Here is an 18,561-nt window from a genome sequence, read left to right on the forward strand (position 1 = left end):
GATTTGGGTTTTCCCAAATCCAGAATTTAAGCCCCTTGCCAAAGATTGGCGAGGGGTTTGGAGAGTGGTTTGAAGCCCTCCTTAGGATGAAGGAGGGTTGGGTGGTTGTGAAAAAGGGAATTTTGGGGAAAGTTTAGAGGGCAGCAGATGTCAGGGACCTGTCCCCTGGCAGGGTTAGATGACAGGGACCTGTCCCTTGACAGGGGGTAAATCCTTCCAGGAATCGCTTAAGGCTTGCATAGTTGAAAATAGGATGTTGGCTCCTGAATCAAGGAGGACTTGATCGGGGAGGGGGCCGGTGTTGACAGCGATGGTGTAGATGCCGGCGGCGATGCCTGCTCGGACACCTAGGGGGGCGTTTTCTACGACCATTGCTTCGCTCGGTTGTAGGTTGCCGGCCTTTTGGAGGCCCATGAGATAGGGATCGGGATTGGGCTTGCCTCGTTTCACATCGTAAGCCGTTGTGATGTTATCGATGGTAACGTATTTGCCGAAATCACGCAAAATACGATTAATAAGCGGCTTTTGTCCACTGCCTGTCACGATGCCAATGGTGATGCCGGCTGCATGTATCTGTTCCATGAGGGATAGGATTCCCGGCATGATGGGGGCCTCTGACATTGAGTGGAAAATGCGTGTTTTTTCATCGTACATGAGTTGCGATTCTTCTTCGGTGATATCGCGACCTTGTTGTTGTTTTACCATATAACGGATGGTGTCTACGCCACGAGCTCCCTCTGTGGCGTAGGCATCATCGGCTGTCATATTGATTCCGAACTTCTTCATCGACTGGACCCAGGCCACTGCATGATTCCCCATGGAATCATACAGCACCCCGTCCATATCAAATAATACTGCTCTAATCATTACTTTGCAAGTCTTGCTTTGATAGCAGCGCTCTCTGCCTCGTAGCCGGGCTTGTCGAGGAGGGCGAACATGTTCTTCTTGTAGGCCTCTACACCAGGCTGGTTGAATGGGTTCACACCCAGTACATTACCGCTGATACCGCAGGCAATCTCGAAGAAGTAAATGAGCTGTCCGATGTAGTACTCGTTCAACTTAGGCACGCTGATGCGCATGTTGGGCACACCACCATCCACATGAGCCAGCTGTGTACCCAGCTCAGCCATCTTGTTCACCTCATCCACACGCTTGCCAGCCAGGAAGTTCAGGCCGTCCAGGTTCTCCTCGTCGTTGGGGAACAGCAGCTTCTTCTCGGGCTCCTCTACAGAGATCACAGTCTCGAAGATAGTGCGCTCACCTTCCTGAATCCACTGACCCATTGAGTGCAGGTCGGTTGTGAAGTCAACGCTGGCAGGGAAGATACCCTTCAGGTCCTTACCCTCGCTCTCGCCGTAGAGCTGCTTCCACCACTCAGAGAAGAAGTGCAGTTTAGGCTGGAAGTTCACCATAATCTCAATCTTCTTACCGCTCTGGTACAGTCCGTTACGTACGGCAGCATACTGTGCAGCGGGGTTCTCGGCAAATGGTACGGTTGGGGCGCAAGCCTTCTCCATCTCCTGGGCACCGGCTACCAGATCCTTGATGCTGAAACCAGCGCAGGCGATAGGCAGCAATCCTACTGGAGTAAGAACTGAGAAGCGACCACCAACGTTATCGGGGATGATAAAGCTCTTATAACCCTCCTTGTCGGCACAGGTACGTGCAGCACCCTTCTTGGCGTCGGTCACAGCCACAATCACCTTCTTAGCCTCTTCCTTACCACGCTGGGCCTCACACTGCTTCTTGAGCAGACGGAAGGTGAGGGCAGTCTCGGTGGTAGTACCACTCTTCGAGATGTTGATCACACCAAACTTCTTACCCTTCAGGTACTCTGTGAGTTCGAACAGATAGTCCTCACCGATGTTGTTACCTGCGAACAGGATGGTGGGGTTCTTAGGATCGTTCACCAGCCAGCTGAAAGCGTTGCTCAGGGCCTCAATCACGGCACGTGCACCCAGATAGCTACCACCGATACCGGCCACTACGATAGCCTCGCAGTTAGCGCGCAGGGTGTCGGCACAAGCCTGCAGCTCATCCAGGAATGCAGGTGTGATGCTGCTGGGCAGGTGCAACCAACCCAGGAAGTCGTTGCCAGGGCAAGTACCGGCCTCAAGAGCCTTCTGTGCCTCAGCTACCTTTGGTTCAAAACTCTCCACTGCACCTTCCTTCAGGAAGCAGGCAGCCTTCGTAATGTCAAGCTTAATCATTTCCATAATCAGTTAAAATTTTAGTGCATTTTATTTTTAATTTACTCGTCTCCTTCAGTCGCCCTATGGCCTTCTCAAGTCGCTCGCGGCATTTCTTCACGTCCTCATCTAAAATTACTGCAGCCAGATACATCGGCAGAGCCAGTTCTGCTTCGGTGGTAGGGGTGAAACCTTTAAACTTCAGCAGGCGGGCGCGTGTACGCTTCAGCTCCACCAGTTTCAGGTTGTATTCCACCTTGGGCACATCCTTGTCGTTCAGGTTGTCCAGCAGCCACTCAGCCAGTTCCAGCAGGTACTTTTTGTCTCCATCCACATCTTTCGACGGGCGCTCCCTGATCTCCTGTTCCTTAATATTGTTCAGGGGCTCGATGAGCTCGGGCTCTATCTCAATGGCAGCAATGATGACGCCCGGTATCTGTACCACCAGATGCTTGTGGCGTTTGCCCTTAAAGCGCAGGATGATGCCCTCGTAACCATCATAGATACCACCCTTTATGCGAATCTTCTCGCCCTCTTTCAGCTTCAGCTCTTCGGGCTTAAAGTAGGTAATGTTCTCCTGTCGTATCTGGGTAAACTCGATAAACTGCTCCATGGCGTAATCCGGTACCGTCAGATACTCCTGCTTGTTCGAGAAGGTGGATTTTCGCATATATATACTATCTTTCGATTTGTGGTGTATATACTCCTTCAGTGCGTCTTCGGTACCACGGGCGAAAATCAGTCCTGAGATGGCAGGCACCATCGTACGTTGCTCTTGGCGACGCACGTGTTTTACCTCATATTTCATAGGTACGTGACTGCGGAAACCTGCTTTCCTGAGTGCATCCCTTACTTTCTCTTCGCGGTGAACACTCAAGCAGCCCAACACATACCATTTTTCTGTCTCTTCCTGAATTTCTGCCATCAAAATCTTAATTTTGCCTGCAAAGATAGCATAAAAAAACGAAATAGGCAAAAAATCACGCAATAATTGTCTTTTTTTGCATTTTTATTTGGTTATGTCGCAAATTTAGCTTACCTTTGCCCGCGGAAAAGGGAAATCGATTACAATTCTGTCCCGAATACCAATGTATTAATAAAACTTAAAAACGTCATAACGTACTGACTGTAAACAAATTATGCTGGTCAGCACGAAGGGAGGAAATTCACTGGATATCAAAAAAGATGAGACGACTAATCCTACCATTCTACCTTATCTTATTAATCATTACATCATGCGAGAAGCCTGTTATTCCTGGCGAATACAGTACTCAGGGCGATTTAGATGGCAATCTCGTAGTATCAGTCTTTCAGATCGAACAACAGTCGTTTGGCACGTCATTAACGCGTGCGGCTATTGCTGATTATTGCAGTAGGCTTAGTTATGCTGTTTACGATGCTGATGGAAAATTGGTCAAGCAGATCCACCAGCAGGTGGGCGATTCTGGCTTTGGCACGGCCTATTTCAAGGTCGATCCTGGCACCTATCAGGTGGTGGTAGTGGGCCACAGCAGTGGCAACCCTACGATGACCAACTCCAAGAAGATTAAGTTCGAGAACAAGGATGGCTTTACCGATACCTTCCTGCACAACTCGAATGTGGTGGTTACCGATGCCGACGACGAGGAGCAGGTGCAAGCTGTGATGCGTCGCATTGTATCGCTGTGCCGAGTGGTGTTTACCGATGCTATTCCCGATGGTGTGTCGCAAATGCAATTCGTGTATAAGGGTGGCTCGGGCGCCTTCGATGCAGCTACCGGTTTGGGTTCGGTTAACAGCACTCAGAAAGAAACGTTCCCGGTAGATGCGGGCGATGAGAATTGTTGCTTCGATCTCTACACGTTCCTGCACGATACCGAGGGCACCATTCACCTGCAGGCTACGGCCCTTGACGATAACGATAACGAGCTCCGTGAGCGCGAGTTTGATGTGCCGCTTAAGCAACGCATGATTACCAAGCTCAGTGGGCCTTATTTCTCGGGCGCAACAGGCTCATCCATCACCATTGTGATAGGCATCAATGCCGAATGGGAGGGCGAGCAAACTATCGAATTTTAAGTTACACGATAAATAATTTAATTAAAAGCATATATGATTGACGAATCAAAATTGATCGATGAAGGTTTGGACAATACCGATCTTCAGGAAGAACAGTCTGTGTTTTCTTTCCAGAACCTTTTTGCAATGCTGGTGCTCAATTGGCAGTGGTTCCTGCTGTCGTTGTTCATCTGCTTGTGTGGAGCGCTTATTTATTTGCGCTATGCTACTAAAACCTATCAGGTGTCGGCCAAGATGCTGATCAAGGACGATGACAACCGTCGTCGAAGCTCTAATCAGATGCTGGCCAACATGCAGGACTTTGGCTTTATGAGTAATTCTGCCGGTATCGAGAACGAGATGGAAATCCTCCAGTCGCGTATTTTGGCGCGCGATGCGGTCACCGACCTTAAGCTCTATACCCAGTATGCCTCAAAAGGTCGCTTAACCAAGCAGCTCATTTACAAGAACCAGCCCGTTAGTGTGGATATCGATTCGGTATCGCTCAGCCAGTGGGACAAGGAGCTGCTCGAAGGCTCTAAGTCTATCAAGCTTACGCTCGAGCGCAACGATGGCACCTACTATGTCAAGGGCGAAACCTTCTTCAATGGTAAGGCCACCGGTAGTTTCTCGCACGAGTTCAAGAAACTGCCTGCCACTTTGCGTACCGATTATGGTGTGCTAGCCTTTACTCAGAATGGCCCGAAGGCGATGGAAGATGGTACCATGTATCATGTACGCATCCTGCCCCCTATGACGGTAGCCACAGGTTATGCCGGGGCTCTTACTGTGGCCCCCACTTCCAAGCAGACTTCAATTGCACAGCTCACACTCACCGATCAGAGCACCCGTCGTGGACTGGATTACCTGCGCCAGCTGGCCATCTGCTATAACCGTCAGGCCAATACCGATAAGAACGAGGTGGCCCTCAAGACCGAGGAGTTTATCAACACCCGTCTGGAGAAGATTGATGCCGAACTGGGCTCTACCGAGGGTAAGCTCGAGGATTATAAGAAGCGCAATTCGGTTACTCAGCTGAATATGGATGCCAGCCAGTCGTTGGCTCAGACCACTCAGTACGAAACCAAACTCACCGAGGTAAACTCACAGATTCAGCTGATGGATTACTTGCGCGAGTTTGTGGATAACCCCAGCAACCAGTATAAGATTATCCCCTCTAACGTAGGTATGACCGACCAGGCTTCTACCTCGTTGATATCATCGTATAACTCTGCTGTTCAGGAGCGCAACCGCTACTTGAAGACAGCCAGTTTGCAGGCCCCACAGGTAGTGGCTTTAACCTCTACTTTGGACGATCTGCAGGCCTCTATCCGTACCGCTCTGTTGCAGGCCCGTCGTACGGCTGATATCCAGCGCCAGAGCCTCCAGCGCCAGTTGGCCAAGTATCAGAACCGTATTGGCAGCACCCCCGAGCAGGAGCGTGTATTGAACCAGATTGGTCGCCAGCAGGAGGTAAAGTCAGGTTTGTACCTGTTGCTGTTGCAGAAGCGCGAGGAGAACAGCATCTCACTGGCAGCTACTGCCGATAAGGGTAAGCTCATCGATGAGCCATTGGCCATGGGGCAGGTAAGTCCTAAAAAGGCCATCATCCTGTTGGCTGCCATGGTATTGGGCCTGGGTATTCCTTTTGGTATCATCCTGCTCATCCAGCTGTTCAGCTATCGCATCGAGGGTCACGACGACCTGATGCGCCTCACCAAGCTGCCTATTGTGGCCGATGTGCCCGTGGCCAGCGAGTCGGTTAAGACCGCTGCCGGTATTGTGGTGCAGGCCAACAAGAACAACCAGATCGACGAGATTTTCCGCTCAATGCGTACCAATATCCAGTTCATGATGAAGGAGAGCGATCAGGTAATCCTGTTTACCTCAAGCACTTCGGGCGAGGGTAAGACGTTCCTGGCAGCCAACTTGGCGGTATCGTTCGCTTTGCTGGGTAAGAAGGTAGTGCTTTGCGGATTGGATATCCGTAAGCCAGCCCTGGGCCGTTTGTTCGGTGTAAAGGACCGTACCCTTGGCGTTAGTCAGCTGCTGGTAAAGGATCAGGTTACCATGGCCGATCTGCGTAACACCATCTGCCCATCGGGTGCTAACGAGAATTTGGATCTGCTGTTGGCCGGTCCTACACCTCCAAACCCCACCGAGTTGTTGGCCCGTAAGAACATGAGCGATGTGATTGAGCTGCTGAAGCAGACTTACGATTATGTCATCATCGATACAGCCCCTGTAGGTTTGGTTACCGATACCTTGCAGATTGCCCGTTACAGTAATGTGAACTGTTACGTATGTCGTGCCGACTATACACCAAAGGCTAATATCGGCTTGCTCAACAGCTTAACAGCCGAAGGCAAGCTCAACAACACCTGCATGATTCTGAACGGTGTGGATATGTCGAAGAAGAAGTACGGCTATTACTATGGCTATGGCAAGTACGGTAAGTACGGTCGCTACGGTTATGGCCGCTACGGCTATGGCAAGTATGGCTATGGTAAGTACGGTTACGGCAACTATGGTAACTACGGTAGCTATGCCGAAAGCCGCTACTCAAACAAGAATGATGATAGTATCAAGAAATGATTATAGCTGTTGATTTCGACGGTACTATTGTAACCCATAAGTACCCTGAGATAGGCGATGAGATACCTTTCGCCATCGATACTCTGAAGATGCTTCGCCAGGATGGTCATCGTATCATTCTGTGGTCGGTACGCGAGGGCCAGCTTCTCGATGAGGCTGTAGAGTGGTGCCGTGAGCGTGGGTTAGAGTTCTATGCCATCAATCGCGACTACCCTGAGGAGACTACCGATAACAATCCCCACTTTTCGCGCAAGCTAAAGGTAGATGTGTTTATTGATGATCGCAACTTGGGTGGTCTGCCCGATTGGGGCACCATCTATAAGATGATTAAGAATAAGCATAAATGGGATGATGTTATCGACGAGATTGTGTCGCAATCATCCATTCATCACGCCCTCCCACCCAAAAAGAAACACTGGTGGCAATTCTAAAAATGTTTGCATTTTTTAATTTTTAAATTTTTTCAAAGATGAAAAAGTTTTTATTTTTACATTTTTACATTTTTACATTTTTCGCAGCTTTGCTGCTCAGTTCCTGCGGAACTGTCAAGAATGTTGCTTATTTGCAGAATAGCGACAGTATTAACTTCGAGAAGTCTCGCTTCCTGTATGATGCCCGCATCATGCCCAAGGATCAGATTACCATTTCGGTAAATACCACTAACTCCGAGGCATCACTGCCTTTCAACCTGCTGTTGCAGAATGCCTATCAGCAAGGCCGTACCATCAGCAGTGGTTCAGGTGGCACACTCATGCCATACTTGGTTGATAACCAGGGCTTCATCAACTTCCCCATCGTAGGCAAGCTGCATGTAGGTGGTTTAACCAAGAGCGAGGCCGAGAAGTTGGTTACCGAGAAGATCCGTCCTTATATGGCCGAGAGCGAGAATCCCGTGGTAACGGTGACTATGGCCAGCTATTCGGTATCGGTATTAGGCGAGGTGAATCGCCCTGGTACATTCCAGGTATCTCGCGAAAAAATTACCATTCTCGAGGCATTGGCTCAGGCAGGCGACCTGTCTATCTATGGTGTGCGCGATCGCGTAAAGCTCATTCGCGAGGATGCCACTGGTAAAAAGCAGATTGTAACGCTGAACCTGAATGATGCCAATATCGTTAACTCACCTTATTATTATCTGCAGCAGAACGATGTGCTGTATGTTGAGCCTAACAACGTCAAGGCCCAGAACTCAAAGGTAGGTCAGACCACTACCCTGTGGTTCTCTGCTACCAGCATCTTGATTTCATTAACATCACTGTTGTATAATATCCTGAAATAATGAGTGAACATCATCATCATCATAAAGACGGTTCCAGCCTGTTCAAGCAACGGAGTCTGGCCTCGATACAGCGTAAAAAAGTCATCGAGAAGGTGCTAAAAATTACGCTCACAATCATAGCCATCCTCATGGCGCTGGCTGTGATATTTGTCTATACCGTAGGATAGTTCCTATTTATAAAACTATAAAACCTATAACTTATGAAAACTAAATTGATTGCCATTGCAGCCCTAGTGCTGCTGGCCGCTGCATGCAGCAGCGAGAGTGAAGTGATTAACCCCGACGAGCTGGTACCCGTAAAGGTACATGTAAACGAGTTCTCAATCTCGATGTCGGGATTTAACGATGGGCCTGCTAAGACGCGAGCGGATGATGCCGCAAGTTATGCGGGCGTTGATGTCCTGCAGTTGGCTATCTATGATGCCGATGGTAAAGCTGTGGTAGATGTAAAGCGTATCAAAGGCGATGGTAGTTACACTTCGTTTGGAGATTTTACATGCCAGTTGCCTGTTGGTAATTACACCATGGTGGCATTAGGCTATGCCCATTACGATGGTGACGTGTTTACGTTAACCAGCCCTACAGAAGCGGCCTATACCAGTGAGCGCCCTCGCGAAACGTTTAGTAAGGTGCAGAGTGTACAAGTAACAAATTCAGATGCGGTTGATATCGATGTCACGTTAGATCGTATCAGTGCTAAGCTCGAGATCAAATCTACCGATAACCGCCCCGCAGGTATCGATAAGATCCGCACGACGTTTGCAAAAGGCGGCAAAAGCTTCAACCCTTCTACAGGATTAGCTCTTACAGATGGTGGTTTTACCCAAACCAATAGTCCTTCTGCGGCAGTAGGCTCTACCATTAACGTAGGTAGTATGCCACTGCTCTATACCGATGAGGAAACGATGGATATCACCATCGAGGTGCTCGATGCCGGTGACAATGTATTGTTCACCAAAGTGGTACCCAATGTACCGTTTAAACGCAACAACATAACCACCGTCTCCGGCCCCATCTTCACTGCAGGCTCCTCAGCCTTCGGCTTCAAACTCAACACCACCTGGGGCCCCGGTTACAACGTCACCTTCTAACCCTGTAAGGGTTAAATATACTAGGGTAGGGCCTCGCCCCTACGACCCCGACGGGGTCTAATAACCTAGCGTAGGGGCTTGCCCCTACGATGTGTGGCCCACGCGCCACAATAGCCCTGTAGGGGCGACATAACATGATATATAAATCTAAATATATGTCTGAACGCAAAATGATTAAAAATCGTTAACCGCAACGTGCGATTTTCTCTGTTCGTTGCAAGGGAGATGCAAGGGAGATGGAAGGGAGATGAGAGGGACAAGATACGGAGAGAACGAACGGTTAAATATAGTTAACGGAATAATAGTGGCGGAAGTGCGTAGCGAGCCCCATGCGGCGGTAGACGCACGAGCGCGTAGCGCGAGTATTAGTGATTTGATAATATAATTTCGGTTAATCCCCGCGGGATTATAACATTTGAACGAGAAAGAAACAATTAATAAAACTATATATGGCTGAAAGAAAACGTATTTATTTGTGCTTAGCGCACATGAGTGAGGACGGTATTGAGCAGAAATATATCAAAGAAGCATTTGATACCAATTGGGTTGTGCCCCTTGGTCCAAATGTGAATGGTTTCGAGAAAGATCTCGAAGAGTTCTGCGGGCAGAACAAGCGAGTTGTCGCTTTGTCTGCAGGTACGGCAGCTGTGCATTTGGCATTGCTCGCCTGTGGCGTAGGCCCAGGCGATGAGGTGTGTGTACAGTCGTTTACATTCTGTGCATCGTCACACCCCATAACATACCTTGGCGCCACTCCCGTGTTCATTGACTCAGAGCGCGAGACATGGAACATGGATCCAGAGCTGTTGGAGAAGGCCATTATTGACCGTAAGGAGAAGACGGGCAAGTACCCGAAGGCCATTGTGCCGGTGGCTCTGTACGGTATGCCTTACAAGATTGACCGCATCATGGAGATTGCCAACAAGTATGGCATTCCTGTAGTTGAGGATGCAGCCGAGGGCTTTGGCTCTAAGTTCAATGGTCAGGTGCTTGGTACGTTTGGTAAGTATGGCGTGCTGAGCTTTAACGGTAACAAGATGATTACAACCTCTGGCGGTGGCGCCCTGATTACCGAGAACGAGGATGAGTGGCGCGAGATTATGATGTACGCCACACAGTATCGTGAGAGCTATCCATATTATCAGCACGAGAAGATTGGCTATAACTATCGTATGAGTAACATCTGTGCTGGTATTGGCCGTGGCCAGATGACGGTGGTGAATGACCATATTGCACACCACAAGCACGTGCAGGCTCTGTATGAAGAGCTGCTGAAGGATGTGAAGGGTGTGACTGTTCACAGCCAGCCTGCCACAGGCGGTTACGAAAGTAACTACTGGCTTTGCACCATCACTCTTGATCCATCACTGAAAATCAAGGGTCAGGAGAACGCCTACAAGACCATCGTGACAGGTGCCGTTGGTGGTGCAGCTGGCGTGATTCATGCTGCTTCGTCGGCAACAACAGATTGTCAGCCGAATGAGAACGTGGAGGCGCTGCGCGTGTTCATGGATCAGGCTCAGATTGAGGCTCGTCCCGTTTGGAAGCCCATGCACAAGCAGCCGGTTTATAAGAATGCACCCGCATACGTGAATGGGGTATCGGAAGATATATTCAAAATCGGCATGTGCCTACCCGCAGGCCCGTACGTGAGTGATGAGGATGTGAAGTATATTGTGGATTGTATCAAGGAAGCGATTGTATAATGTCAGGAGCTTGCCTCCTGCCACGAAGCAAAATAGATAATGAACATACTCTTAACAGGTGGTGCAGGCTACATTGGTAGCCACACCATAATAGAACTTGATAAGGCTGGACACAGTGTGGTTGTTGTAGACAACCTGGTGAACAGCAACCCAGAATCTTTGCGACGTGTCGCAAAGATAATCGGAAAGGAGATTCCTTTCTATGAGGTAGATGTGCGCGATAAGGAAGCACTCTCAAAGGTATTCGATGAGAACAAATTTGATGCAGTCATTCACTTTGCAGGCCTGAAGGCTGTAGGTGAATCGGTTTCAAAACCTTTGGAGTACTATCATAACAATATGACTGGCACCTTCATCCTTTTGGATGTGATGCGCCAGCATCAGTGTAAGAATATCATTTTCAGTAGTTCTGCTACAGTCTATGGTGATCCTGCCATTATTCCTATCACAGAAGAATGCCCCAAAGGGCATTGCACCAACCCTTACGGACAAACAAAGAGTATGCTTGAAGAGGTTTTGATGGACGTTCAGAAGGCTGATCCAGAATGGAATGTGGTGTTGTTGCGCTATTTCAATCCTATTGGCGCTCATCAGAGCGGCATGATTGGCGAGAATCCCAATGGCATACCCAACAACCTCATGCCTTATATCACTCAGACTGCTGTAGGCATTCGTAAAGAGCTTGGTATCTTTGGTAATGATTACGATACGCCTGATGGTACAGGTGTTCGTGATTATATCCATGTCTGTGATTTGGCTTCTGGCCATGTAGCTGCCTTGAAAGCCATAGAGCGCAAGTGTGGCCTTGGCATTTATAACCTTGGCACTGGCCATGGTTATAGTGTTCTTGATGTTGTTAATGCATTTATGAAGGTAAATGGTGTTAATGTTCCATACGTTATTAAGCCTCGCAGATCTGGAGATATAGCTACCTGCTATTGCAATCCTGCAAAGGCGAAAGCCGAACTTGGCTGGGAAGCTAAGTATGGCATTGATGAAATGGTACGCGACAGCTGGATATGGCAAAAGAATAATCCAAATGGATATTAATGGGGCAGGTTCTTATCAGGGTCTCTCATAAAGAAAAGGTTCAATAGACCTGATATTCCTGCCCCTTTTTTGAATTTTAAAAAATCTGAAAATATGAATATAGCAATTGTAGGTACAGGCTATGTAGGCCTTGTCAGTGGTACGTGCTTTGCCGAAATGGGAGCACATGTAACGTGTGTAGATGTAGATGCTCAGAAAATTGAGAAGTTGAAAAACGGCATCATGCCTATTTATGAACCCGGATTGGAGGAACTGGTAAAACGCAACGTTGGATTTGAGCGTCTGAAGTTCACAACTGATCTGACAGAGATTCTTGATGATGTAGAGGTAGTTTTCAGTGCCGTAGGCACGCCCCCAGATGAGGACGGCTCTGCCGACCTGAAGTACGTTCTGGCAGTTGCTAAGCAGTTCGGTCAGAATATCAAAAAGTATACCATTCTGGTGACGAAATCAACCGTACCCGTGGGTACTGCTAAAAAGGTAAAGGCAGCTATTCAGGAAGAGCTGGATAAGCGAGGCGTTGATGTTCCATTCGATGTTGCGTCTAATCCTGAATTCTTGAAAGAAGGAGCAGCTATTAAGGACTTCATGTCACCCGACCGAGTAGTTGTAGGTACAGAGTCAGAGAAGGCAAAGGAAGTAATGACGCGACTCTATCGCCCCCTCATGCTCCAGAACTTCCGTGTCATCTTCATGGACATTCCCAGTGCCGAGATGACCAAATATGCAGCCAATGCCATGCTCGCTACTCGCATCAGCTTCATGAATGATATAGCCAATCTCTGTGAGCGCGTTGGCGCTAACGTAGATAGCGTGCGTAAAGGCATAGGTACTGACTCTCGTATTGGCTCCAAGTTCCTCTATGCAGGTTGTGGCTATGGCGGCAGCTGTTTCCCCAAGGACGTAAAGGCTTTGGTTCATACCGGTCTCGACAACGAGTACCACATGGAAGTCATTGAGGCCGTTGAGCGCGTTAACGAGAAGCAGAAGTCCATCGTCTATGACAAGATTATCAAGATGGCAGGCCCTGTTAAGGGCAAGACTATTGCAATTATTGGCCTCTCGTTCAAACCCGAGACTGATGACATGCGCGAAGCGCCTGCATTGGTGGTTATCGATAAACTTCTGGCTGATGGAGCCACCGTTAGAGTCTTCGACCCCATTGCCATGGACGAGTGCAAGCGTCGTATTGGTGATGTAGTAACGTATTGCAAGAATATGTACGATGCTGCCGATGGTGCAGACGTCTTTGCCTTGATGACAGAATGGCGCCAGTTCCGTATGCCCAGTTGGAACGTCATCAAGAAAGTGATGACGGGCAATGTGGTAGTTGATGGTCGTAACATCTATGATCGTCAGGAGTTAGAGGAGAATGGTTTCGTATATACTCGCATCGGCGAGAAGTAAATACTCAATACATTTATTCTTGGAACTATTTCAGTTGTTAGACTCGTTTAAGTGAATGATACAAACCAAGAAAGATCTTCAGTTTTATATACTAGCCGACCGGATTATGAATGGTAAACCCGAAAAGCGGAATGTAAAAGAATTCTTTTTAAGCATCCTATTTGGGGGGGGCATAATTGAGTACTTACATGCGATGAGATGCTATGCGTATTATGCCAACTTATCACATAAGTGTAGCCCATTGGAGTCAATTATGAAGGCTTACTGGTGGTATAGGTATTATAAATTAGGGGTTAAGTTGGGGTTTACGATAGGTTATAACTCTTTAGGATATGGGGTTTTGATACCCCATCATGGTACAATTGTCGTTAATGGGAATGCCCGCGTTGGTAATTTCGCAGTTTTGCATACTTGTACGTGCATAGCTGGTAAGAAAGAAATAGGTGACTATCTGTATTTTTCAACAGGTTCACAAATAGTGGGAAATATAAACCTCGGAGATGGAATTACAGTAGCATCCCACTCTTTAGTAAATCATTCGGAAGATTCAAATCTATTATTAGCTGGTGTACCTGCTGTTGTGAAACGTCTTAATTATACTAAGTGGCCAGAAACAGACCGAGTTTATAATTCTCGAGTACAAAGAGTGAAGACTTTATTTAATAGGTTTTATAGTTAATAAGAAATGCTTTGTAATTTACAAAACTATGAAAGGAATAGTATTAGCTGGCGGTTCTGGAACACGCCTCTATCCCATTACGAAGGGGGTCAGCAAGCAGTTGCTCCCGATTTACGATAAACCAATGGTATATTATCCGATTTCTGCCCTAATGTTAGCAGGAATACGTGATATACTTATCATAAGTACCCCTTTCGACTTGCCAGGATTCAAACGCCTGTTGGGTGATGGTAGTGACTATGGCGTTCATTTTGAGTATGCTGAACAGCCTTCACCGGATGGGCTTGCACAGGCATTTATTATTGGTGAGAAATTCATAGGCAATGACTCTGCCTGCTTAGTCCTAGGTGATAATATTTTCTATGGCGCAGGCTTTACAAAGCTGTTGCGAAATGCAGTAGAAGATGCTGATAAGAACAGCAAGGCTACAGTCTTTGGTTATTGGGTGTCTGATCCCGAGCGTTATGGTGTAGCTGAATTCGACAAGGAGGGGAATTGCCTTAGTATTGAGGAAAAACCAAAAGAGCCGAAATCCAACTATGCTGTTGTAGGTCTTTACTTTTATCCGAACAAGGTGGTTGAAGTTGCTAAGAACATCAAACCAAGCGCAAGAGGCGAATTGGAAATCACCACTGTCAATCAAGAATTCCTGAATGATGGTGAATTGAAAGTACAGGTCTTTGGTCGTGGCTTTGCTTGGCTGGATACAGGCACACATGATTCTCTGGCAGAGGCATCTACCTTTGTTGAAGTCATTGAAAAGCGCCAAGGCTTGAAGGTCGCTTGCTTGGAAGGTATTGCCTATCGCAATGGTTGGATTTCAGAGGAGTGTATGCGAGAGATTGCCAAACCCATGCTGAAAAACCAGTATGGTCAGTATCTGTTGAAGGTGATTGATGAGATGAAAGAAGACGTTAATTCAGAAACCTTTAGAAGATAGCTATGACAACAATCGAGAATGTAAATATAATAGAACTACCAAAGTTCACTGACCCACGAGGAAACCTTTCTTTTGTGGAGCAGTTGAATCATATACCTTTTGAAATCAAGCGGACATATTGGCTTTATGATGTTCCTGGTGGGGAATGTCGTGGTGGTCATGCATATAAAGAAAACAAAGAATTCATTATTGCTTTATCTGGTAGTTTTGATGTTATTATTGAGGATGGGGTAAATAAAAAAGTATTTCATTTAAATAGGTCATACTATGGCCTATTCGTTCCTAAAGGTCTGTGGCGTGAGATGGATAATTTTTCAACAAACTCATTAGCATTAATTCTGTCTTCTACAAAATATGATGTAAAAGACTATATTCGTGATTATAACGAATATTTGGTTTTTAAAGGATTATAGTAAACATGGAACAAACAAAAAACGTTAATAGGGGGGGGCAAAAACAGAGAATGATTGGCCTGGATATCCTAAGAATTGCACTGGCCCTACTGATTTTTATGTTTCATTCAAAACTTCATTTTCAATGTGATTATTGGGTTTTTAATTCTTTTGTGTCTATGGGCGCAATAGCAATGACTGGTTTTATGGTGCTTTCTGGATTTGTCCTTTTCAATTCGTATAAGGATAAGGATCTAGGAAAAATAAAAGATATAAAAATATTCTATTTAAAGAGATTAATAACAATCATCCCCTTGTATTATGCTGTTGCAACAATGCATGTTTTTTATCAAATAATTAGCAGTGCCATATCTTTAAAAGATGTAATAGTTCTATTGCCTGTCGAAGCTTTTGGTTTACAATCAACTCTTTCTTTATTTTCAGTATCACATAATGTAGGAACATGGTTTATTTCATGCATATTAATATGTTATGCCATATACCCTTTTTTGCAAAACTTGGTTTTACAGATGACGAAGAAAGCAATGGTAATAGTACTAATAGTTTTATGTTTAATATTATTTTATATTCCAATCGTGAGATTGTATTTTCATTTAGAGTCTACAGCTATTTATGCAAATCCTTTTTACAGACTAATAGAATTCTTTATAGGAATGATTTTTGCATGTGGATGTTGTAAGAATGAGAATAATAAAATGCAAGATAATTATATATTTAATATCATTATATTAATCGTTGCAATTACGTTCTTGATACTATTTATTTCGTTTGGTCGAGAAATGGGTATTCCAAGGGATTATATGTTATTCAATATAATAGTATTACCCTCATTGAGTATAATAATTGTGTTATTATCAAGAATGAGATTCTCTAAATTAAAACATTCCAAATTAATTTTGTATTTAAGTGGTATATCTTTTACATTCTTTTTATGTCAAATTTTACCTTTATGGACTATAAGCTGTAAAATATGTAACATAATTGGTTCAGAGAATAATATGTTGAAAATTACGGTTTCGTTTGTTTCATGTTTGATAGGAGCTATTATTATTCATGAATTCATAGAAAAACCCTCATCTGCTATTATGAAGAAATGGCTTTTGAATAAAAAATAGAATTGGAATGAAAAAAAATACCGTTTATGATTGTTCAATAATTGAACTGAATAAGCATCATAGTGACAGGAAGGGGAATATCTCAGTAGTTCAAAACGGAGATACGGTGCCATTTGACGTTAAGAGGGTATATTACCTTTATGATGTACCCGGCGGTGAATCTAGAGGGGCTCACGCCCATAAAGATTTATATCAACTAATTGTTGCTGCCAGCGGTAGTTTTAGGGTTACATTGGATGATGGCAATGTTAAACGTAGTTTTACATTGAATAGACCTTATCAGGGTCTTTATGTTAAACCAGGGATATGGCGTGATTTGGATGATTTCTCTTCTGGAGCTGTATGTATGGTTTTAGCCTCCGATGTATATAAAGCGGATGATTATATTCGCGATTATGATGAATTCTTAGCTTTCAGAAATCAATGATACATAAATTAGCAGACTGTATGAATCAGAATGTGCCAGAGAGTACTAAGATCTGGCAGTTCTGTGTGATATTCCCTAATGCTCAGATAGGGGAGAATTGTAATATTTGCTCGCATTGCTTGATAGAAAATGATGTTGTGATTGGTAATAATGTGACCATAAAATGTGGAGTACAGGTGTGGGATGGAATCACATTAGAGGATAATGTTATGATAGGTTCCAATGTGACTTTTACCAATGATATGTATCCTCGTTCTAAGAATAAGGACTGGACTCTGCTTAAAACTCGTGTTTGCAAAGGAGCAACTATTGGAGCTGGATGTGTGGTTCTTCCTGGTATAACCATTGGCGAAGGTGCTTTTGTTGCTGCAGGTTCAGTAGTGACAAAGGATGTGCCAGCAGGTGAATTGTGGTTGGGTAATCCAGCAAGATTCTATCGTAAGGTTGACTTTTGAGAATTGAAAATTAAGATAATATGAATATACCGTTTTTATCATTAAAAGATGTTACAGCTCTACATGGAGCTGAAATAAATGAGGCTGTAAGCCGTGTTGTGAATGGAGGTTGGTACCTTCAGGGTAAGGAAAACGAGCAGTTTGAAAAGCACTACTCAGAGTTTATTGGCACGAAATATACCATTGGTTGCGCCAATGGTCTTGACGCTCTTATTTGGATATTCCGAGCTTACATTGAGATGGGGATAATGAAGCCAGGTGATGAGGTGATTGTACCTGCAAACACCTATATCGCGACCATACTGGGTATCACAGAGAATGGACTGGTACCTGTTCTTTGTGAGCCAAAGCCTAATACATTGGAGATTGATGACGACTTGATTGAAGGTTTGATAACACCTAAGACGAAAGCTATCGCTATTGTTCACCTTTATGGTCGTATTGCATATACTGACAAGATTGGTGAGCTTTGCAAGAAGTATAACCTGAAGCTCGTAGAGGATTGTGCCCAAAGCCATGGCTGTAAGTTTACTGATGGACGAGTTACCGGTTCTATTGGAGATGCAGCAGGTCATAGCTTCTATCCTGGCAAGAACCTTGGTGCCCTTGGTGATGGTGGTGCAGTAACGACTAATGACCCTGAGCTTGCAGCAGCTGTACGCGCCTTGGCTAACTATGGCAGTCAGAAAAAGTATGTGTTCAAGTATGCAGGTCGTAACAGTCGCTTAGATGAGATTCAGGCTGCTGTTCTGGATGTGAAGTTGAAGTATCTGGTAGAAGATAACCTGCATCGTAAAGAAGTGGCTCATTATTATTATGAGCATATAAACAATCCTTTGATTACATTACCTGACTTGCTCCCTGATGAGCAGAATGCTTATCACTTGTTCCCAATTATCGTGAAAGGCAAGGAGAATCGTGATAGACTCCATGACTATTTGGAGGAGAATGGCGTTGGTACCGTTTGCCATTATCCTATTGCGCCTCATAAGCAGGAGTGTTATGCCAAGGAGGCATGGAATGTACCTCAGTTGAGTTTGCCTATTACTGAACGTCTGGCTGATGAGGAATTGAGTTTGCCTATCGGGCCTGCTATTAAGAACGAGGAAATTAAATTTATTATTGAGACTATTAATAAGTTTCAATAGATAACAACGTACACTAACTTATAAATAATA

19 protein-coding genes are annotated in these 18,561 nt (G+C 45.5%); 16 read left to right on the forward strand and 3 right to left on the reverse strand.

Features of this window, described 5'->3' with window-relative positions; genetic code table 11:
• Positions 1-174: 174 nt before the first annotated feature.
• The 3 genes from T500_RS0108205 to T500_RS16400 are packed head-to-tail and all read right to left on the reverse strand — an operon-like array spanning position 175 to position 3,114.
• Entirely contained in the window at positions 175-867 is a 693-nt protein-coding gene (locus tag T500_RS0108205; protein WP_028907716.1) for an HAD family hydrolase, read from the reverse strand.
• Positions 867-2,216, reverse strand: a complete 1,350-nt coding sequence (locus T500_RS0108210) for a glucose-6-phosphate isomerase (protein ID WP_028907717.1) — start codon at positions 2,214-2,216, stop codon at positions 867-869. The genes T500_RS0108205 and T500_RS0108210 overlap by 1 nt, the downstream gene beginning before the upstream one ends.
• The gene (locus T500_RS16400) at positions 2,203-3,114 is read right to left on the reverse strand and encodes a UpxY family transcription antiterminator (RefSeq protein WP_051611962.1); all 912 of its coding nucleotides are present in this window, start codon (positions 3,112-3,114) and stop codon (positions 2,203-2,205) included. Before T500_RS16400 ends, T500_RS0108210 begins: the two co-directional genes overlap by 14 nt.
• Before the next feature lie 260 nt (positions 3,115-3,374).
• On the opposite strand from T500_RS16400, the gene T500_RS15555 reads away from it, so the two are divergent.
• The 16 genes from T500_RS15555 to T500_RS0108295 all read left to right on the forward strand — a co-directional run bounded on the left by T500_RS15555 (position 3,375) and on the right by T500_RS0108295 (position 18,531).
• Positions 3,375-4,247, forward strand: a complete 873-nt coding sequence (locus T500_RS15555; protein ID WP_036908878.1) for a FimB/Mfa2 family fimbrial subunit — start codon at positions 3,375-3,377, stop codon at positions 4,245-4,247.
• 33 nt (positions 4,248-4,280) lie between these two features.
• Positions 4,281-6,821 (forward strand): GumC family protein, encoded by a 2,541-nt coding sequence (locus T500_RS0108225; protein WP_080694835.1) that lies wholly within the window; start codon positions 4,281-4,283, stop codon positions 6,819-6,821.
• A complete protein-coding gene (locus T500_RS0108230) occupies positions 6,818-7,252 on the forward strand; it encodes a BT0820 family HAD-type phosphatase (RefSeq protein ID WP_028907720.1) in 435 nt (144 codons plus the stop codon). Before T500_RS0108225 ends, T500_RS0108230 begins: the two co-directional genes overlap by 4 nt.
• Before the next feature lie 38 nt (positions 7,253-7,290).
• Complete coding sequence (locus T500_RS0108235) at positions 7,291-8,100, forward strand: polysaccharide biosynthesis/export family protein (RefSeq protein ID WP_028907721.1); 810 nt, start codon at positions 7,291-7,293, stop codon at positions 8,098-8,100.
• Entirely contained in the window at positions 8,100-8,267 is a 168-nt protein-coding gene (locus T500_RS16930) for a hypothetical protein (protein ID WP_155267485.1), read from the forward strand. The genes T500_RS0108235 and T500_RS16930 overlap by 1 nt, the downstream gene beginning before the upstream one ends.
• Positions 8,268-8,300: 33 nt before the next feature.
• Positions 8,301-9,191 carry a FimB/Mfa2 family fimbrial subunit gene (locus tag T500_RS0108245; RefSeq protein WP_028907722.1) on the forward strand — a complete coding sequence of 297 codons (891 nt, stop codon included), beginning with the start codon at positions 8,301-8,303 and terminating at the stop codon, positions 9,189-9,191.
• Between the two features lie 449 nt (positions 9,192-9,640).
• Positions 9,641-10,897 (forward strand): DegT/DnrJ/EryC1/StrS family aminotransferase, encoded by a 1,257-nt coding sequence (locus T500_RS0108250; protein ID WP_028907723.1) that lies wholly within the window; start codon positions 9,641-9,643, stop codon positions 10,895-10,897.
• A 39-nt stretch (positions 10,898-10,936) separates the two neighbouring features.
• Entirely contained in the window at positions 10,937-11,947 is a 1,011-nt protein-coding gene (gene galE / locus T500_RS0108255) for a UDP-glucose 4-epimerase GalE (RefSeq protein WP_028907724.1), read from the forward strand.
• 93 nt (positions 11,948-12,040) lie between these two features.
• Positions 12,041-13,354 (forward strand): UDP-glucose dehydrogenase family protein, encoded by a 1,314-nt coding sequence (locus tag T500_RS0108260; protein ID WP_028907725.1) that lies wholly within the window; start codon positions 12,041-12,043, stop codon positions 13,352-13,354.
• Between the two features lie 253 nt (positions 13,355-13,607).
• Positions 13,608-14,033: a serine O-acetyltransferase gene (locus tag T500_RS16405; protein WP_155267486.1), complete on the forward strand. Its 426-nt coding sequence runs from the start codon at positions 13,608-13,610 to the stop codon at positions 14,031-14,033.
• 28 nt (positions 14,034-14,061) lie between these two features.
• Entirely contained in the window at positions 14,062-14,973 is a 912-nt protein-coding gene (gene rfbA, locus T500_RS0108270) for a glucose-1-phosphate thymidylyltransferase RfbA (RefSeq protein WP_028907726.1), read from the forward strand.
• A 2-nt stretch (positions 14,974-14,975) separates the two neighbouring features.
• Positions 14,976-15,386 (forward strand): sugar 3,4-ketoisomerase, encoded by a 411-nt coding sequence (locus tag T500_RS0108275; RefSeq protein ID WP_036908879.1) that lies wholly within the window; start codon positions 14,976-14,978, stop codon positions 15,384-15,386.
• A gap of 5 nt (positions 15,387-15,391) precedes the next feature.
• A complete protein-coding gene (locus T500_RS0108280; protein WP_028907728.1) occupies positions 15,392-16,501 on the forward strand; it encodes an acyltransferase family protein in 1,110 nt (369 codons plus the stop codon).
• Between the two features lie 7 nt (positions 16,502-16,508).
• Positions 16,509-16,928 carry a sugar 3,4-ketoisomerase gene (locus T500_RS0108285; protein ID WP_028907729.1) on the forward strand — a complete coding sequence of 140 codons (420 nt, stop codon included), beginning with the start codon at positions 16,509-16,511 and terminating at the stop codon, positions 16,926-16,928.
• Between the two features lie 20 nt (positions 16,929-16,948).
• The gene (locus T500_RS17400; protein WP_262502943.1) at positions 16,949-17,383 is read left to right on the forward strand and encodes an acyltransferase; all 435 of its coding nucleotides are present in this window, start codon (positions 16,949-16,951) and stop codon (positions 17,381-17,383) included.
• Between the two features lie 20 nt (positions 17,384-17,403).
• Complete coding sequence (locus T500_RS0108295) at positions 17,404-18,531, forward strand: DegT/DnrJ/EryC1/StrS family aminotransferase (protein ID WP_028907731.1); 1,128 nt, start codon at positions 17,404-17,406, stop codon at positions 18,529-18,531.
• The last annotated feature ends 30 nt before the right edge of the window (positions 18,532-18,561 follow it).

The organism is Xylanibacter ruminicola Ga6B6 (assembly GCF_000687715.1).
In the GTDB taxonomy this organism is placed as follows: Bacteria; Bacteroidota; Bacteroidia; order Bacteroidales; family Bacteroidaceae; genus Prevotella; species Prevotella ruminicola_B.

Bases quoted from the DNA above. Each gene is read 5' to 3' on its own strand.
- T500_RS0108295 (WP_028907731.1), top strand. From the start codon at position 17,404: ATGAATATACCGTTTTTATCATTAAAAGATGTTACAGCTCTACATGGA.
- T500_RS0108205 (WP_028907716.1), bottom strand. From the start codon at position 867: ATGATTAGAGCAGTATTATTTGATATGGACGGGGTGCTGTATGATTCC.
- T500_RS0108225 (WP_080694835.1), top strand. From the start codon at position 4,281: ATGATTGACGAATCAAAATTGATCGATGAAGGTTTGGACAATACCGAT.
- T500_RS0108260 (WP_028907725.1), top strand. From the start codon at position 12,041: ATGAATATAGCAATTGTAGGTACAGGCTATGTAGGCCTTGTCAGTGGT.
- T500_RS0108230 (WP_028907720.1), top strand. From the start codon at position 6,818: ATGATTATAGCTGTTGATTTCGACGGTACTATTGTAACCCATAAGTAC.
- T500_RS0108210 (WP_028907717.1), bottom strand. From the start codon at position 2,216: ATGGAAATGATTAAGCTTGACATTACGAAGGCTGCCTGCTTCCTGAAG.
- T500_RS16930 (WP_155267485.1), top strand. From the start codon at position 8,100: ATGAGTGAACATCATCATCATCATAAAGACGGTTCCAGCCTGTTCAAG.
- T500_RS0108245 (WP_028907722.1), top strand. From the start codon at position 8,301: ATGAAAACTAAATTGATTGCCATTGCAGCCCTAGTGCTGCTGGCCGCT.
- T500_RS0108275 (WP_036908879.1), top strand. From the start codon at position 14,976: ATGACAACAATCGAGAATGTAAATATAATAGAACTACCAAAGTTCACT.
- T500_RS15555 (WP_036908878.1), top strand. From the start codon at position 3,375: ATGAGACGACTAATCCTACCATTCTACCTTATCTTATTAATCATTACA.
- rfbA (WP_028907726.1), top strand. From the start codon at position 14,062: ATGAAAGGAATAGTATTAGCTGGCGGTTCTGGAACACGCCTCTATCCC.
- T500_RS17400 (WP_262502943.1), top strand. From the start codon at position 16,949: ATGAATCAGAATGTGCCAGAGAGTACTAAGATCTGGCAGTTCTGTGTG.
- T500_RS0108285 (WP_028907729.1), top strand. From the start codon at position 16,509: ATGAAAAAAAATACCGTTTATGATTGTTCAATAATTGAACTGAATAAG.
- T500_RS0108235 (WP_028907721.1), top strand. From the start codon at position 7,291: ATGAAAAAGTTTTTATTTTTACATTTTTACATTTTTACATTTTTCGCA.
- T500_RS16400 (WP_051611962.1), bottom strand. From the start codon at position 3,114: ATGGCAGAAATTCAGGAAGAGACAGAAAAATGGTATGTGTTGGGCTGC.
- galE (WP_028907724.1), top strand. From the start codon at position 10,937: ATGAACATACTCTTAACAGGTGGTGCAGGCTACATTGGTAGCCACACC.
- T500_RS0108250 (WP_028907723.1), top strand. From the start codon at position 9,641: ATGGCTGAAAGAAAACGTATTTATTTGTGCTTAGCGCACATGAGTGAG.
- T500_RS16405 (WP_155267486.1), top strand. From the start codon at position 13,608: ATGAAGGCTTACTGGTGGTATAGGTATTATAAATTAGGGGTTAAGTTG.
- T500_RS0108280 (WP_028907728.1), top strand. From the start codon at position 15,392: ATGGAACAAACAAAAAACGTTAATAGGGGGGGGCAAAAACAGAGAATG.